13 protein-coding genes are annotated in these 16,257 nt (G+C 35.3%); 6 read left to right on the forward strand and 7 right to left on the reverse strand.

Annotated features, from left to right (window positions below):
- Positions 1 to 158 precede the first annotated feature (158 nt).
- The 4 genes from pth to ACE94K_RS04795 form a co-directional block, all read right to left on the reverse strand.
- The gene (gene pth / locus ACE94K_RS04780; RefSeq protein ID WP_378180683.1) at positions 159 to 725 is read right to left on the reverse strand and encodes an aminoacyl-tRNA hydrolase; all 567 of its coding nucleotides are present in this window, start codon (positions 723 to 725) and stop codon (positions 159 to 161) included.
- A gap of 398 nt (positions 726 to 1,123) precedes the next feature.
- A complete protein-coding gene (locus ACE94K_RS04785; RefSeq protein ID WP_378180686.1) occupies positions 1,124 to 5,041 on the reverse strand; it encodes a fibronectin type III domain-containing protein in 3,918 nt (1,305 codons plus the stop codon).
- A gap of 212 nt (positions 5,042 to 5,253) precedes the next feature.
- The gene (locus ACE94K_RS04790) at positions 5,254 to 6,213 is read right to left on the reverse strand and encodes a YheT family hydrolase (protein WP_378180689.1); all 960 of its coding nucleotides are present in this window, start codon (positions 6,211 to 6,213) and stop codon (positions 5,254 to 5,256) included.
- Positions 6,213 to 7,214, reverse strand: coding sequence for a bestrophin family protein (locus tag ACE94K_RS04795; protein WP_378180692.1), 1,002 nt, complete (start codon positions 7,212 to 7,214; stop codon positions 6,213 to 6,215). Before ACE94K_RS04795 ends, ACE94K_RS04790 begins: the two co-directional genes overlap by 1 nt.
- Before the next feature lie 169 nt (positions 7,215 to 7,383).
- Between ACE94K_RS04795 and ACE94K_RS04800 the strand changes: the two genes are divergently transcribed.
- Positions 7,384 to 7,860, forward strand: a complete 477-nt coding sequence (locus ACE94K_RS04800) for an acyl-CoA thioesterase (protein ID WP_378180695.1) — start codon at positions 7,384 to 7,386, stop codon at positions 7,858 to 7,860.
- Here the strand turns inward: ACE94K_RS04800 and ACE94K_RS04805 are convergent.
- Together ACE94K_RS04805 and ACE94K_RS04810 are read right to left on the reverse strand one after the other, a co-directional pair.
- Complete coding sequence (locus tag ACE94K_RS04805; RefSeq protein WP_378180698.1) at positions 7,852 to 8,745, reverse strand: DMT family transporter; 894 nt, start codon at positions 8,743 to 8,745, stop codon at positions 7,852 to 7,854. The two genes, ACE94K_RS04800 and ACE94K_RS04805, sit on opposite strands and share 9 nt — an antisense overlap.
- The gene (locus ACE94K_RS04810; RefSeq protein WP_378180701.1) at positions 8,738 to 9,091 is read right to left on the reverse strand and encodes an arsenate reductase family protein; all 354 of its coding nucleotides are present in this window, start codon (positions 9,089 to 9,091) and stop codon (positions 8,738 to 8,740) included. The genes ACE94K_RS04805 and ACE94K_RS04810 overlap by 8 nt, the downstream gene beginning before the upstream one ends.
- A 99-nt stretch (positions 9,092 to 9,190) precedes the next feature.
- On the opposite strand from ACE94K_RS04810, the gene ACE94K_RS04815 reads away from it, so the two are divergent.
- Complete coding sequence (locus ACE94K_RS04815; protein WP_378180704.1) at positions 9,191 to 9,646, forward strand: DinB family protein; 456 nt, start codon at positions 9,191 to 9,193, stop codon at positions 9,644 to 9,646.
- Here the strand turns inward: ACE94K_RS04815 and ACE94K_RS04820 are convergent.
- Positions 9,638 to 10,306 carry a DUF3298 domain-containing protein gene (locus ACE94K_RS04820; protein WP_378180707.1) on the reverse strand — a complete coding sequence of 223 codons (669 nt, stop codon included), beginning with the start codon at positions 10,304 to 10,306 and terminating at the stop codon, positions 9,638 to 9,640. The genes ACE94K_RS04815 and ACE94K_RS04820 overlap by 9 nt on opposite strands.
- A gap of 228 nt (positions 10,307 to 10,534) precedes the next feature.
- Here ACE94K_RS04820 and ACE94K_RS04825 point away from each other — a divergent pair, with 228 nt between their 5' ends.
- From ACE94K_RS04825 to recO, 4 genes are all read left to right on the forward strand, one after another.
- Entirely contained in the window at positions 10,535 to 11,695 is a 1,161-nt protein-coding gene (locus tag ACE94K_RS04825) for a cystathionine gamma-synthase (protein WP_378184226.1), read from the forward strand.
- 100 nt (positions 11,696 to 11,795) lie between these two features.
- Positions 11,796 to 13,139, forward strand: a complete 1,344-nt coding sequence (gdhA, locus tag ACE94K_RS04830; protein ID WP_378180710.1) for an NADP-specific glutamate dehydrogenase — start codon at positions 11,796 to 11,798, stop codon at positions 13,137 to 13,139.
- 125 nt (positions 13,140 to 13,264) lie between these two features.
- Positions 13,265 to 15,538, forward strand: coding sequence for a two-component regulator propeller domain-containing protein (locus ACE94K_RS04835; protein WP_378180713.1), 2,274 nt, complete (start codon positions 13,265 to 13,267; stop codon positions 15,536 to 15,538).
- Positions 15,538 to 16,257, forward strand: coding sequence for a DNA repair protein RecO (recO, locus tag ACE94K_RS04840; protein WP_378180716.1), 720 nt, complete (start codon positions 15,538 to 15,540; stop codon positions 16,255 to 16,257). Before ACE94K_RS04835 ends, recO begins: the two co-directional genes overlap by 1 nt.

Below are 16,257 nucleotides of genomic sequence, written 5' to 3' on the forward strand. Positions count from 1 at the left end.
TAGAGGTAAATATCGGTTTTGAAGTGTTTTTTCGTTTCAAGAAGATTAATTTTAGTAAAATCATGCTTCGTCATCAAGGTTGCATAAGATTTGCTACTATAGCTGTCAAGCAGTATTTTTAGGTTATAAAATTAAGGAAATGTTACGAGATGTACTATTTATTTTCCGTTAAAGGTATTCATAGTGTTTGCCAATCCTGCCGTAGCAAAGGATTTTATTAATGCGATAGCTTTGTCTAATCTTTCTGGCATATTGGCTTCTTCTTCAGAACCCCACTCTCCTAACACATAATCAACTTGTCTTCCTTTACTGAATTCTGCTCCTACTCCAAACCTGAATCTACAGTATTTGGATGTATTTAGTTGTGCTTCGATATCCTTTAACCCATTGTGGCCTCCTGCACTACCTTTTGCTTTTAATCGGATAGTGCCAAAAGGAAGATTGATATCATCCGTAATGATCAATAAGTTTTCAACAGGAACTTTTTCTTTAGTCAACCAATACCTTACGGATTTTCCACTCAGGTTCATATAAGTGTTCGGTTTAAGCAAAACTATGGTCCGTCCTTTGTATTTGTAGGTCGCTATATCACCCAGTTTTTCAGTTTCAAAATTTAGTGTTTCCTCTTTTGCAAGAGTATCCAGTATCCTAAAACCTATATTGTGTCGTGTATTATGATATTTAGGTCCAATATTACCAAGACCAACTACAAGAAATTTTTTCATAAGAGCTGACTGAGTTTCTTCTTTAGTATTTTGTATGTTTTTGAAAAATAATCTTTGGAAAAGGCTTTTCAATGTTTTATATAATTTGTGTTGTCCTAAAAAATGATTAAAGTTTATGAAGGATATCTCCAATCCAATGAAATTGATTTGATCAATTGTGGGTGTAAAATTAGGTGTTTTCTTTGTAAGACTCAAATATGATATGCTGTTGGCGAATGTTTATGATCAATTATTGACTTTAGTCTTATGACCATACCATAGCTAGTAATAGTTATGTTTTTTAAACCTTACCGTGCAATATTATATTTTATTTTATAGAAAAAAGTAAGTGTATAAAAGCCCTGAAACATCTTGCTTCAGGGCTTTTTTTATAAAATTAAGGTTATCTATCTATAATTTTATTCTTTTATAAAACGGGCAGTTCGTGTATTTACTTTAAGCATATACACTCCAGCTTCTAATCCTTGAACATTAATAGTATTAGAGAAAGTTCCTTTTAGAACTGTTTGACCTAACATATTATAAATTGAATATTGTTCAGTATTTAAATTTCCTGTACGTACGTTAAGAATTGCTCCTTTTAACGGATTTGGATACACAGATAATAATTGAGTTGGTGGTCCTAGAGGGTCATCAGATGTTGTAGCAAACGATGTTGTAGTTCCACAAGCTCCAAGATTTATCCATCCGGTAGTAGTTCTTTCATATAAGTTTCCTTGATACGTTACTCTATCACCTGGTTGGTACGACTGTGAACTTGACCATGCTGATACTCCTTCACAAATATCTGTTGATCCACCACCGCCAGTAGTGTTGGTTAATGATAAATTATCGATAGCAATATCAGCCTGCCAAGTAGATCCTGTTATTCTATTAAGTCTCAGTTGAACGCTTCCTCCTACATATGCACCAAGATCAATACTAGCTGTTAGCCAGGAGTTTCCTTTATTACCAGACTCACTCCAAAGATTTGTCCAGGTTGCTCCATTATCTGTACTCGCATCAACAGCGATGCTACCCATATTAGTTGCACCGTACATATGATAGCTAAAAGATAAACTAGCTTCAGAAAGACCAGATAGATCAAAACATGGTGAGTTTAAGATTGCCTGTTTGTTTGGATAACCCGTTCCATTACCAGAGGCTTCTACAAAAATATAATAAGAGCCTTGTGTTGCAGAAGATGGTCCTGTACCATTAGATGGTGTTCCGTTAGCATCAACGGACCAGTTAATATCATCATCAGTAGACTGCGTCCACGCTCCAAGTGTGTTTTCAAATCCTTCACTATATGGGAAAGAAGAAATACCTGATGTACAACTACTCCCTGTAGATCCACCTGCGGTAGTTACATTTACGGTGTTACTGAAAGCGGATTCGTTACCTGCAGCATCTTTTGCTTTTATGGTAAATTGATATGTGGTATCCGCAGTTAATCCTGTTACGTTTGCAGTAGTTTCAGTAACCTCTCCTAACAGAGCGTTTCCTTGGTATACATCGTATGCAGTTACACCAACATTATCTGTAGCTGCATTCCACGTTAATGTCAATGTAGTTTCTTCCACATTTGAAGCAGCCAAACCTGTTGGTGCAGTTGGCGCCTGTGTGTCAGGTGCTGCCGCTGTGGTTACATCAATTGTGTTACTAAAAGTGGATTCGTTACCAGCGGCATCCTTTGCTTTTACACTAAATTGGTATGCTGTACTAGCGGTTAATCCTGTTACATTTGCGGTAGTACTCGTAACTTCTCCTAAAAGATTACTTCCTTGGTACACGTCATATGCGGTTACAGCTACATTATCTGTAGCGGCATTCCAAGTTAGAGTCAATGTAGTTTCTTCTACATTTGATGCAGCCAGACCTGTTGGTGCTGTAGGTGCTTGCGTATCACCGGTAGAAGCTCCAATAGTTACAGTGTAATCCTCTACCTCTCCATATTGAAAGGATTCGCAAGAAGTAGGTACTCCATTATATTTCATGGAAACGCGCATTCTTGTATCCCCGTTTGTTGCACTTGCAGGAACTGTAAAAGTACCACTTACGGGTGTAGCTTGCGTAGTTGCCTGAGTCCATACTTGCTCTCCTGCATCTGTAAAGTCCCCATTTTGGTTATAGTCTATCCATACACTGTAACCTTCACTATATACAGTTCCTGTCCAGGTTGGTGTAACAGTGATTGTATAAGAGTCACCTTTTGCAATAGATGTAGAAATAGAAGTGAAATCTGTATAACCTCCACTTCCTGCACCAGATGCATTATTAATAGTTCCTAACTGTACATTACCAATATATTCATCAGCCGTGCTATTTCCATTAGATGCACAATAGTTTAACTGAATTTCAGTAGTTGTAAAGGTTGTAGATGTGCTATAAGAAGAAGTTGATCCATCAGAACAGTTGCTTCTTACTTGTGCTTCATATGATGTGGTAGCAGCTAATCCAGAAATTACAGATGAAGTTCCGCTTGCTGTTTGTGTAGTCCAGGTTGAAGTACCTGTTTGACGATATCTTACGTCAAAAGATGCTCCTGGAATTGCAGTCCAGTTGATGGTAGCAGAATCAGAACCTACGTTGGAAGTCCCAACTCCTGCAGGAACTGTAGCGTTACAAACTACTGGGGTTCCTGTTAATCCTGTAACGATAAGTGTGAAATCTTGGCTTCCTCCAACTAGAGATCCCTTGTTGGTCACAGTAATTGTGTAGGAACCAGAAGCATTTGCTACATCGATTCTTTCATATGGATCTACGGTGTTGTCACCAGTTCCATTTGTTGTTACGCCTGTTAATCTGTAGGGATTATAGGTTGTAGAGTTTTGAGTAACTCTGATATCTAAATCATTTACTAAAACAGCTGCGTTGGAATTTGTAGCAGTTACTGCATCACCAGCACGATCTGTCCAAGAAATAGAAGCTAATAGAGGGTTAACTCCATCAGAATCAACAGTGATTGAATAGGTTTGACCACTAGTTAAAGTAAGCTCTTCAATTTTAGACTCGTTTCCGTTAGCAGAAATTACTTCTGCAGCAGCTTTTGCATTCATTAATCCCCATCCATAAACAGCATCAGGCCCAGAAGGTCCTGCATCATTAGCAGTATGAAGTGCAATTCCTTTTAAGGTAGCAGCTCGCATGAAATTTCCATTTAAGTTATTGTAATGTTGCTGTAATAACAATAAAGACCCTGTAACATTAGGAGATGCCATAGAGGTTCCTGTAATGCTATTGTATGCAGTATCGCTACTTGCATACGTAGAATATACACCAGTACCGTTACCTGTGATATCCGGTTTGATTCTATAATCATCGGTAGGTCCTTCACTACTGGAGCTGTTAATAGAAACGCTTACCAAAGAACCATCATTATTTACATTAGCATCTTGTGCATTAGCAACAACCATATTGTTTTTAGAAGTAGAATGTCCGGTTAGTTTATCATAAGAAGAATTTCCATCAAGTGGTTGTGAATTGTAGCTGTTTTGGTTACCATCGTTTCCTGCTGCAACTACCATAAGATAATAAGGTGCATTAAACATTACTTCATCCCAATCTCTAGAAGTATCGATATACGCTCCAAAATATTGATCAGGAACTAAATCGCTTCTAAAACCATATGAGTGATTCGATACTAACATACCATTTGCAGCAGCAGCGGTTGCCTCGGCTACATCATCATTCCACATATATCCATTTACTTTTGCTTGAGAAGCCATTCCTTTTGCACTAGCTTGCACACCAGAAGCCATAATCGTTCCAGTTACGTGACCTGCGTGAAAGTTAAGTTGGACGCCACCTTCTGAGCCAGTATCCTGAATAGTTACTCGATTATTTCCTCCAGGACCGTCATATTCCTGGTGAGATGCTCTTGCGTGACCACCATCCCATACGTGAGCGGTCATATTCTGACCGTCTAGATTAAGTCCAAGAGATCCTCCGCTATTTAAATGATTTGTTCTGGTAGATCTTGCAGCATCTACATTAAAGGTTGTATAGTACACAGGACTTCCATCAAATGCAAGTCTTTGTAATTCGGAGTAAGTACCATCTTTCAGGCGTGTTTTAATTGGCCAACCATTTCTTCTAGCAGCTTGTATTGCTTCTTTTTTTTGAATAGCGGCCTTTTCAGCATTTTGTTGTTGAAGTTGTTGAAGTTTAGAAATATTACTTTTCGATTTGATTTGATCTTTAGCCTCTTTTGTTTGTGAAAAGGCTCCTGTAGAAAGGAGAAACATAGAAGAAAAAACCAGCATGTGTAGTTTTCCAAACCTCTTTGGCACAAAGCCAAATACCCCAGTAAGGTTTTTGTAACTTTTTTTCATTTTTATTGAGTTTGAGTTAGCGATAATTTAGTTTCCTTGATGATTCTTTAAGGAAACGACCAAAACTCTTAAAATAATCTAAATAAAAAAAAGATTTTCGATAAAGGGATAGAAAATTGCCATACAAAACCTTAACATTGGCTTAACATTTGTTTTGTTTAAAGATTGTTGAAGGAAATATACTACAACGAACTAAAAAACGTTAGGAAGTTTTACCATTTCTGTAAAAAGGCTACGGTTTTTAGTTCGTTGTAGTATGTCCCTCCGTGTAAATAAAATCCTACGTGACCACCAAAATCCGGAGTTTCTAAAAATAGGTTAGAATTCTCTCCGGCTTCTTTTTTTGGATAGCATGCATCTCCGAGAAAAGTATCATTCTTGGCATTGATGATAAGGGTTGGAATCTGAATACCGTTTAAAAATTGTTTACTGCTGCATTTTGTGTAATAATCAATGGCATCTATATAACCGTGTGCTTTGCTAGTGTATAAATTGTCGATATCAATTAAAGATTTACATGCATTGATATCCGATTTACTGATTTGATCTGGAAAAACTACTTGTCTCTCGTATAATTTTTCTTTTAAACTTCTAATAAAACGTTGTTGGTAAATAAAGTTTTTAGGTTTATTGATTTCAGTTAAAGAATCATACAGATCACAAGGAACTGATACCGCAACAGCGGATTTGATTTGTACTGGAGTTGTTCTTTCTCCCAAATATTTTAATGTAATATTTCCGCCAAGGCTAAATCCACAAATAGAGATATTATTATAATCTTTTTCAATGATGTGTTGGACAACAGAGTCTAAATCATCACTAACTCCGGCATTATAAGATCTATATAATCGATTAACTTCTCCGCTACAATTTCGAAGATTAACCGCAGCCACATCCCATTCGTTGTTATTTAAGTGTTTAGCAAGTCCAACAATATATTGGCGTTGAGCGTTACCTTCCAGTCCGTGAATTAAGACAGCAACTTTTTGCCCAGATTTAGTATCGGATGCATAGCTCCAATCTATATCAATAAAATCTCCGTCTTGTAATTCTACTCTTTCTCTTTTCTGATGAATTCCTGTTACTTTTCTCAATAAATTGGGATAGATTGTAGAGAAATGACCATTTCTAAAAAAATAAGGCGGAACGTATTTGGATTCGACTACTGGCATTAATACAAAATATTATCTTTTGGTTTTACTTTTTCAGGAAGGTCTTTCTCGTCCAACATATCTCTTAAGTCAATCTCGATAGTCCTGCACAGTGCTGTCATCGGAACGTCATTTATTCTCCCTTCAAAGGGATCTTCGCTATTGCTTCCAACTTTTTCCATGGTGGTAAAAATCCAGGATATTAATACAGAAAGGGGAATCATTAGAAAAATAAACCAGGGTTGTAGCTGTTGAGACATGTCACTGAGTTCACTTTCAAAAACACTCAATAATCCAAAAGGCAATAACAATACAAATATCCAGGTAAAAACTGTGCTGAAATAGGCATATTGACGAGGAAAAGGTGTGTTTTTAATACGTTCACATTTCCCCTGAAGATTATACAGCTCTTCTAAAACTGAATGTAGAAGTTGTTTATCAAATTCTGTAATTTTTCCTGCTTTCAATAGCTCTTTAATATGCAATCCCTGATTTTTTACCAAATGGGTAGCTGCGTTTTTTCTTTGAAGTAAATCATTATATTCTTGATCCGAAACGAATGCCTTAGTAGCATCACAAGCGGGATTGCGCTCTCCGTGTTTATGAAATATCCGTTCTACAGAAGAGTTTTCTTTAATAGAGAAAGACGTAGGTTGTCTTAATTGAATTCGTAGTGCATTAATCCAGGCTATATGTCGGTGAATTAATATCTTTTTGGTTTCGTGGTGATCGTCGACCAAGCATAAAACTTGATTCGCCCAAGTTCGGCTATAATTGACAATACCACCCCAAATTTTGCGTCCTTCCCAAAAACGATCATAACTTTGACTGTTTTTAAAACCGATATAGAACGCAACTGCAATACCAATTACAGATAGCGGTTGAAAAGGAATATCAATAAATTTTAATTCAAAAAAATGATACAACGAAAATATAATGGCAGTGTAAAGTGTGAAGAAGATTACATTTTTCCATGCATATCGCAGAATAATCCCCCAACTAATATTTCTTTTAATATACATTGGTTAAATTTTGTTCTAAAATAAGAAGACCCCGAAGGTTTTCAAAACCTGTCTGGTCTTATTTTGTTTCAGGAACGAATCCAGTATAAGGTTCAATTTTCTTAGGGCAAGTTTTCCGGTGATCCAATTACAGGCGTTTTTGTATTTTTGCTGCGTAACTTTAAGTAATATGTATTTAAAAGAATTTGAGATTCGATGGAATGATATTGACGCTAACCGTCATTTAGGAAACAAAACATATATAGAATATGCAGCTCATACCCGCATGTCATTTTTATTTGATATGGGTTTTGATCAAAGACTTTTAGCGAAGTTTAATATTGGACCCATTACATTTTATGAACATATTTATTATTTTAAAGAGGTTTTTTATGGCAAACCGGTCAAAGTTTCTTTAGAATTATCCGGCATGAGTGAAGATGGAATGTTTTTCGAATTCGTACATAATTTTTATGACCATAAAGGGAAAAATTTTGCGCGATGTGAAATGATGGGTGCTTGGTTAGATCTAAAAACCCGAAAATTGATACCTCTTCCTGAAGAAATGCTTCAGTTTATGGATAATGTAGAACGCTCCGTAAACTTTAAAGTGCTTACCAAAGAAGACACCAGGAAATTTGCAAAGGTTCCCAAAGATTTAAGTTAATTTTTTAGGTGTTTTAGTGACTAGATATACACCTAAAAACACTAATAATGCAGATACTATTTTAACCAGACTCAATGAATCTGCACCCATAGCCATCGCAAAACTTATAGCTAATAGTGGTTGGAGATAAATGAATGCTCCGATGGTGGAAGCTTTTAGAGTTCTTAGTGCGAATACATTTAATAAATAGGTAAAGAAAGTAGTTCCAACAACCACGAAAACCATTTTCCAGATCACATCATACGGGAGTGAGGTCCATTGTACTTCGCTAAATTCTGAAATCGTAATGGGGAAATTAATGATAACACCAATCAGAAAGAACCATTTCATTAACGTAAAAGAATGATATTTTGCGGTTAATGGTTTTACCAACACCAAATAGATTGCATAAGAAGCAGCATTTATAATAAAAAGAATATTTCCTAAAGGGATATTAGGAGCATCTTGTCTTACTTCTGCTCCAAAAAGAATAAGCCCTAATGCACCAGAAAAACCTAATAAAATACCAATGGTTCTTAGAAAAGTTATCTTCTCACTCAAGAAAATTGCAGATAAAATGAATACCAAAATAGGGGAGATGGTAATCATTACCGAACTATTTATTGGAGTGGATAATTGAAGTCCCTTAAAGAACATCAACATATTAATCACCATTCCAAAAATTGCACACCCAAATATTCTCAACCAATCACTGCGATCAATTTTTTGTTTTGGAGCCCAGATCGAAGCAATCCAGAACAGTGCTGCAGCACCAACCACTCTAAGAAGTATAAAACCAAAAGGTTTGATATAAGTTGGCATTACTCCTTTTGCCAAGGTGTGATTGATGGCATAAATTAAACTAGCGCCAAAAGCTGCTAATAATGCTACCGTTCTTTTATCCATTCATGGCTGTGTTTGCAGCTTCTACTACTTTTTTACTATTCCCTATAAATATTTGTTCATTGTATAGGATTACCGGACGCTTTAAAAAGGTGTAATGTTCTAGTATTAAATTTTTGTAGTCATCCTCTGTAAGAGCTTTGTTTTTTAAATCCCGTTCTTTGTAAAGTCTTGCTCTTTTACTAAACAAAGATTCATAAGAGCCGGACAACGATTTCATTTCTTCCACTTGATTTTTGGTAATAGATTCGTTTTTAATGTCTTGTAAAACAAAATCCGAAGTAGGAGCTAACTCGTTTAGTATTCGTTTACATGTATCACAGGTCGATAGATGGTATATTTTCTTCACAGATGGTAATTTAAAGTGTCAAAATCAGCACAAAGGAAATTCATTTCACAATAAAACTCATATTTTTGGCTAAAAATTAAGAACATTCACTAAGTAGCTATGAAAGATCAATTAGAAATTACCAGAACCAATAGACGATTACTTCTTAAAATAATGGACAACTATTCTTTAGAGGATCTTAATAAAGTTCCTGAAGGCTTTAATAACAATTTATTTTGGAATATTGCTCATGTGATTGTTACCCAACAACTGCTTGTGTATAAGTTAAGTGGATTATCTTTGATGGTTGATGATGAAATGGTCAACAAATATCGCAAGGGCACAAAAGCTGAAGGATTTGCAAGCACAGAAGACGTAGAAAAGATAAAAGAGCTTCTTTTTAGTACATTAGATCAAACCGAAAAAGATATAGAAGCTAATGTTTTTGAAGAGTATCAAGAATATCCAACAAGTACAGGATTTGTAATAAGATCTGTAAAAGATGCGATTCACTTTAACAACTTCCACGAAGGAATCCATCTTGGTTATGTTTTAGCACTTAAAAAGTCACTGTAGTATATTTAAGGCAAAATAGTCTTTAACTTCTTGCTTATCAAGTTTCAATTCAATCGGTCCTTCCGCGTAAGAACTAATTTCATACTGATTATATAAAAGAATGATATGTGTATCAGTAAGACCGATATTGATTGGAAGGCTAAAAATATCATTTTCAAAAAAGAATCCGGTACTGTTTATAGAAGCATTTTCAGGGATTGAATGTGTTTTTCTAAACTTCTTTTCAACAAATGTTGAAAATTGATTAATGTCTTTTATCATTTTTTGGTTTTCAATACTTTTACCTGTTTTAGGATCTATATTCAAATAGGTTGAATTACCACTCCCGTGTGCACCTCCAGCAAACAAATAAGAGTCAATAATGACAGACAGGATGTTAGCATTTTGAAAACTGATATCACAATGAATACTGACTTCATAGGGCATGATTTCTTCAGGAAACTCTTTTTTAATTTCTTGATAGGAGTTATTAAAGTTTTGCACTGCTTTTTCTACAGTAGTAATAGAATTGTCCTCCTCAATATTTAAAATAGATATTGCAGTTTTTTCAATTAATTGATTGATATCTTTAGAAATTTTGTCTTCAGACACAGATTCTAACAGGAAAATTTCGGTGATTACACAATCAGTGACTTCACAATCAAAAAAGTCGTCAACCATTACAGTTCGTTGCCGAAAAGTATAAGATTCATTTGTTTCACAACTACAAAAACAAGTAACGAGGATAAGAAAAAAAATGTATTTCCTCTTAGTGTTGGGTTTTGTGTTAATCATCTACTAAAGGTATTCATTGAAATATGATTAGAACGAATTAAATCATACATTTGTTCAGTTTTTTAACATAAAAACACATATGTTGATTTCTATGAGTCAAAAATACAAGACTCGATTAAAAAAACATTAAAACTAGTGAAATTTAATACGAAGACAATACACGGAGGACAAGAACACGATCCAGCATATGGAGCTGTGATGCCTCCAATATATCAGACATCTACCTATGCTCAGACGACACCAGGAGGTCATAAAGGATTTGAATATAGCAGAACACATAATCCAACAAGAAAAGCATTGGAAAATGCATTTGCTAGTATCGAAAACGGAAAATATGGGCTTGCATTTGGATCTGGATTAGCAGCAATTGATGCAGTAATTAAATTATTGAAATCAGGTGATGAAGTGATCTCTACTAATGATTTATACGGTGGAACTTATCGCTTATTTACCAAAATATTTGAAGATTTTGGTATCAGGTTTCATTTCGTTGGAATGGAGAATTCAGATAAAGTAGCATCTTATATAAACGCTAATACGAAATTAATTTGGGTAGAGACACCTACAAATCCAATGATGAATATTATCGATATTAGAGCAATTGCTCAAATATCTAAGAAGAACAATATTCTGCTGGCCGTGGATAATACTTTTGCAACCCCTTATTTGCAGAGACCTTTAGACCTTGGTGCTGATATCGTGATGCATAGTGCAACTAAATACATCGGTGGTCATAGCGATTTGGTGATGGGAGCCTTGATCGTAAAAGATGATGAGATTGCTGAGCGTTTATATTTTATTCAAAACGCGAGTGGAGCGGTTTGTGGTCCTCAAGATAGTTTTTTAGCACTTAGAGGAATAAAAACGCTACACGTTCGTATGCTGCGTCATTGCGAAAATGGAGAAGCTATTGCTCGGTACTTAAAAAATCATCCAAAGATTGAAAAAGTATATTGGCCAGGTTTCGAAGATCATCCTAATCACGAGGTTGCCAAAGCACAAATGGATGGATTTGGCGGAATGATATCTTTTGTGACAAAGGGTAGCAATTTCGATGAGGCTATTAAAATAGTAGAAAACCTAAAAGTTTTCACTTTAGCAGAATCTTTAGGAGGTGTAGAGAGTTTAGCTGGTCATCCTGCCAGTATGACGCACGCATCTATCCCAAAAGAAGAACGTGAGAAAACTGGTGTGGTTGATTCTTTAATTAGGCTAAGTGTAGGGATCGAGGATGTAGAAGACTTGATAGCGGATTTAGAACAAGCAATCGGTTAAATTATTATATTCAAAAAAATGAATATATATTTTTGATAATATTATATATTTGACACGTTAAATTAACTTTTGAATAAGAATCTTTTAATCCTATTAACATATGCAAGCAAAAATAGATGCATTTATGGAAGAAGTAAGAGCTCGTAACACCCATGAGCCAGAGTTCTTACAGGCTGTACAAGAAGTTGCAGAAACCGTAATACCATACATAGCTACACAAGAAATATACAACGGTAAAAATATTCTGTTAAGAATGGTAGAACCGGAGAGAGCCATAATGTTTCGTGTGCCTTGGGTAGATGATAAAGGGGAAATACATGTAAATAGAGGATACAGAATTCAAATGAATTCTGCAATCGGTCCTTATAAAGGAGGATTACGTTTTCATCCTTCTGTAAACTTAAGCATCCTAAAATTTCTGGCCTTTGAGCAAGTTTTTAAAAATAGTTTAACCACCCTTCCTATGGGAGGAGGTAAAGGAGGCTCAGATTTTGATCCAAAAGGAAAATCCGATGACGAAATCATGCGTTTTTGTCATAGTTTTATGACAGAGCTTTTTAGACATATAGGCCCTAATACCGACGTTCCTGCTGGAGATATTGGAGTGGGTGCGCGAGAGATAGGGTTCTTGTTTGGAATGTATCGTAAGTTGAGAAATGAGTTTACCGGAGTTTTAACCGGAAAAGGATTAAGTTGGGGTGGATCTGAAATTCGTCCAGAGGCTACAGGTTACGGTACTGTCTACTTTGCAGAAAATATGTTAAAACTAAAAGATGATTCTTTTGAAGGAAAAACTGTTTTAGTTTCGGGATCCGGTAATGTAGCGCAATATGCAACAGAAAAAGCTATCCAGTTAGGAGCTAAAGTAGTTACCCTCTCAGATTCTTCGGGATATATCTATGACGAAGATGGAATTGATCAAGAGAAACTTAAGTTCGTGATGGAACTTAAAAATGAAAAAAGAGGTCGTATTAGTGAGTATGTTGATAAATATACCTCTGCTAAATTTCATAAAGGAAAAACACCGTGGAACGAAAAATGTGATATCGCATTACCATGTGCTACACAAAATGAAGTAAATGGTGATGATGCGAAGGCTTTAATTGACAACGGTTGTATCTGTGTTAGCGAAGGAGCAAATATGCCTTGTGATTCTGATGCTGTAGCCGCTTTTCATAATGCAAAAATTCTTTTTGCTCCTGGTAAAGCTTCTAATGCAGGGGGCGTTGCTACTTCGGGATTAGAGATGACCCAAAACTCGCTTCGTTTTAAGTGGACAAGAAAAGAGGTTGACGAAAAATTGAAGCAGATCATGAACGATATTCACGAAAAATGTGTGGAATATGGAACTGATGAAGATGGTTATATCGACTATGTAAAAGGTGCAAACATTGCAGGTTTTGTAAAAGTTGCTGATGCGATGTTAGCGCAAGGGGTTATTTAGAAGTCGTCAAGAATAATTTTGAAAGCCGTTCTAAACTACAATAGAACGGCTTTTTTCATTATTTAAAAGCAATAATTAGTATTTTAGCGTGTTATCAAAACGGAGTTAATACCACTCAAAAAATTATGCGATACTTCCAACTGTTATTATTCTTTTTTTTATCATTTTGCCTTTTTTCACAGGATTTTAGTAATCAATGGACAGGGCATTATTCTTATTTTAAGATTAGTGATACCTATGCGATCCAGAATAAAGTCTATGCTGCTTCTGAAAATGCAGTTTTCATTTACGATACGGATACGCAAACTTCTGAGACGTTTTCTACGGTAAATGGCTTGTCAGGAGATGTTATAAGTATAATTTATCATAGTACGACATATGATATTACGGTTATAGGATATGAAAGTGGATTATTAGAATTAATAATTGATGATGAGGTAAGAACGTTTATTGATATCGCAGATAAACCTACCATTCCCCCAACTCAAAAAAGAATTAACCACTTTTTTGAAAACCAGGATACTTTATATGTTTCAACAGGTTTTGGAATCGTAGAGTTTAATTTAGATAGAGTGGAGTTTGGCGATACATTTTTTATCGGACCTGCAGGATCCCAAATCAATGTTACAGGAACCACGGTATTTAATAATACTATATATGCAACAACTTCTGGTAATGGAATATTAACTGCTGCTGTTAATAATCCCAATCTTGTCGATTTTAGCCAATGGACCACTTTAATTTCAGGTGGATATAACGGTATTGCCCTGTTTAATGATCAGATTTTGGTGTGGGAAAATAATAATTTGGTCCGTAGATTAGAGGGGACAATATTAACTACAACGATTACAGCCAACCTTACTGTAAAGGATGTGTCCGTAAGCTCAAATGGTTTAACAGTAGTTACTCCAGAAAGCGTTAGCTTGTTTGATACAAACTATCAGGAAATAGCATCAATAATTAGTACTACAGAGGATTCTTTTCTTCTTAATTCGGCGTCAATATTAAACAACCGTGCATATTTAGGAACCGATTTAAGAGGTCTATTAGAAGTGGAGTTAGATAACTCTGATACCAAAACACCAGCATTTCCAGAAGGACCTTTAAATAATTTTGCTTTTAGAATTGAAGCATTTAATAATAGCCTTTGGGTGGTTTATGGCGAGTATAATTCTACTTTTAACCCATTTCCTCTTAGGCAACGTGGGATTAGTAAATTGAGTTCGGATGGATGGTTTAATATTTCCAATGATGCAGTATTAGGTGCAACCTCGTTATGTCATATCAGTGTAAACCCTAACAATGAAAATCAAGTTTTTATAAGTAGCCTTAAGGACGGCTTGTTAGAAATTAATGACAATGAGGTAACTGATTTATATGACAATTCTAATAGTGGATTTGAAAGTTTTCTTGAAAACGATCGTTTTGTATTTCTTAACGGGTCTACATTTGATAATCAAGGTAATTTATGGATTAGTAATTCTAGAGTTGATAATGGATTAAAAAGGTTTACTCCGGGATCAACACAAACCTTCGATGTCAACCTAAGTAGTTTGATATCAGACCCCCGGAGAAACCTGGGATTTTCTGATACAGTAATTGATAGAGATGGAAATGTTTTTTTAGGAAGTTTTAGTTCAGGAGTAATTGGCTATAATTCTAACACGGGAAATTTAATTAAACTTGTCGGCGCAGCAGAGGCTAATCTTCCGGGAGATTATATCACTGCCTTAGAAGTAGACAGAAATAATCAACTTTGGATAGGTACTTTAAGAGGTCTTAGGGTTTTGTTTAATACCTCAGGGGTTTTTCAGCAAAGTAATCCAAGAACCAATCAAATTATAATTCTTGATGATGAAGGTGTCCCTCAAGAACTTCTGTTTGAGCAAGCAATTACGGATATAGAGGTGGATGGGTCGAATAATAAGTGGGTGGCTACTGAATCATCCGGAGTATTCTATTTTTCACCTGATGGACAAGAAACATTAGCTCATTTTACAGCAGATAATTCTCCGCTACCCACAAATAGTGTTATAGATGTTTCTATAGATGATTCTACGGGCTCAGTTTATTTTGCAACAGGAAAAGGAATACTGGAGTTTAAAGGAACAGCCACTGGACCTGAAAACAATCTAGATAATGTAGTGGCATTTCCTAATCCAGTGAGACCTGGGTTTAGCGGTAGTGTAACCATAAAAGGACTAACAAGTAGAGCTAATGTAAAAATCACTGATATTGAAGGTAATTTAGTGTACGAAGAGATAAGTGAAGGAGGAAGTATACAATGGGATACAACTGCTTTTGGTAGGCATAGAGTAGCTTCTGGAGTTTACTTAATTCTTGTAACAGGAGCAGATCAGACCGAAACAACAGTTTCTAAGCTATTGATCGTTAGATAATGATTGTCAATACTCCAGCCATAGTGATTCATTCTTTGCGCTATGGTGAAAGCGACCTTATAGTTCTATTATTTACCAAAACCAGTGGATTACGTTCTTATTTATTAAAAGGCATATTAAAGTCTAAAAGAGGAAAAATAAGATCTTCTTTATTCCAACCATTGACTTTATTAGATATTGAAGCCAATCATAAGAACAAAGGTACCTTGGAAAGAATCAAAGAAGCGAAGATCCTAGTGCCTTACGAATCACTACATACTGATTTTGTTAAAAGTTCATTGGTTTTCTTCCTCTCTGAGGTTTTAAAAAATACAATCCAAGAAGAAGAGGCTAATGAAGAACTTTTCCATTATTTAGAAACCACATTTCTTTGGTTAGATTCTCACAATAATATTAGTAATTTTCATATTGTTTTTTTAATCAAGCTTACGCAATATTTAGGTTTTTACCCTGATATCTCTGATATAACTTTATCTGTTTTTAACTTGCAAGAGGGTTGTTTTCAAAATGAAGCATCTAATATTTATTGTATTGAAGGTCATAGTGTTTTAATATTCAAAGAATTTTTGGGCACGACATTTGAAGAGAGTATGAATATTAAAATGTCAAGAATGGTAAGAAATGAAATGCTCACCACGTTATTAGTATATTTTGAACTACATTTGCACGGTTTTAGAAAACCGAAGTCATTTTCGATTTTGAACGAAATTTTTAGTTAA

Origin of the sequence: Aquimarina besae, assembly GCF_042434905.1 — a bacterium.
Lineage (GTDB): Bacteria > Bacteroidota > Bacteroidia > Flavobacteriales > Flavobacteriaceae > Aquimarina.

Bases quoted from the DNA above. Each gene is read 5' to 3' on its own strand.
- pth (WP_378180683.1), bottom strand. From the start codon at position 725: ATGAAAAAATTTCTTGTAGTTGGTCTTGGTAATATTGGACCTAAATAT.
- ACE94K_RS04785 (WP_378180686.1), bottom strand. From the start codon at position 5,041: ATGAAAAAAAGTTACAAAAACCTTACTGGGGTATTTGGCTTTGTGCCA.
- ACE94K_RS04790 (WP_378180689.1), bottom strand. From the start codon at position 6,213: ATGCCAGTAGTCGAATCCAAATACGTTCCGCCTTATTTTTTTAGAAAT.
- ACE94K_RS04795 (WP_378180692.1), bottom strand. From the start codon at position 7,214: ATGTATATTAAAAGAAATATTAGTTGGGGGATTATTCTGCGATATGCA.
- ACE94K_RS04800 (WP_378180695.1), top strand. From the start codon at position 7,384: ATGTATTTAAAAGAATTTGAGATTCGATGGAATGATATTGACGCTAAC.
- ACE94K_RS04805 (WP_378180698.1), bottom strand. From the start codon at position 8,745: ATGGATAAAAGAACGGTAGCATTATTAGCAGCTTTTGGCGCTAGTTTA.
- ACE94K_RS04815 (WP_378180704.1), top strand. From the start codon at position 9,191: ATGAAAGATCAATTAGAAATTACCAGAACCAATAGACGATTACTTCTT.
- ACE94K_RS04820 (WP_378180707.1), bottom strand. From the start codon at position 10,306: ATGGTTGACGACTTTTTTGATTGTGAAGTCACTGATTGTGTAATCACC.
- gdhA (WP_378180710.1), top strand. From the start codon at position 11,796: ATGCAAGCAAAAATAGATGCATTTATGGAAGAAGTAAGAGCTCGTAAC.
- ACE94K_RS04835 (WP_378180713.1), top strand. From the start codon at position 13,265: ATGCGATACTTCCAACTGTTATTATTCTTTTTTTTATCATTTTGCCTT.
- recO (WP_378180716.1), top strand. From the start codon at position 15,538: ATGATTGTCAATACTCCAGCCATAGTGATTCATTCTTTGCGCTATGGT.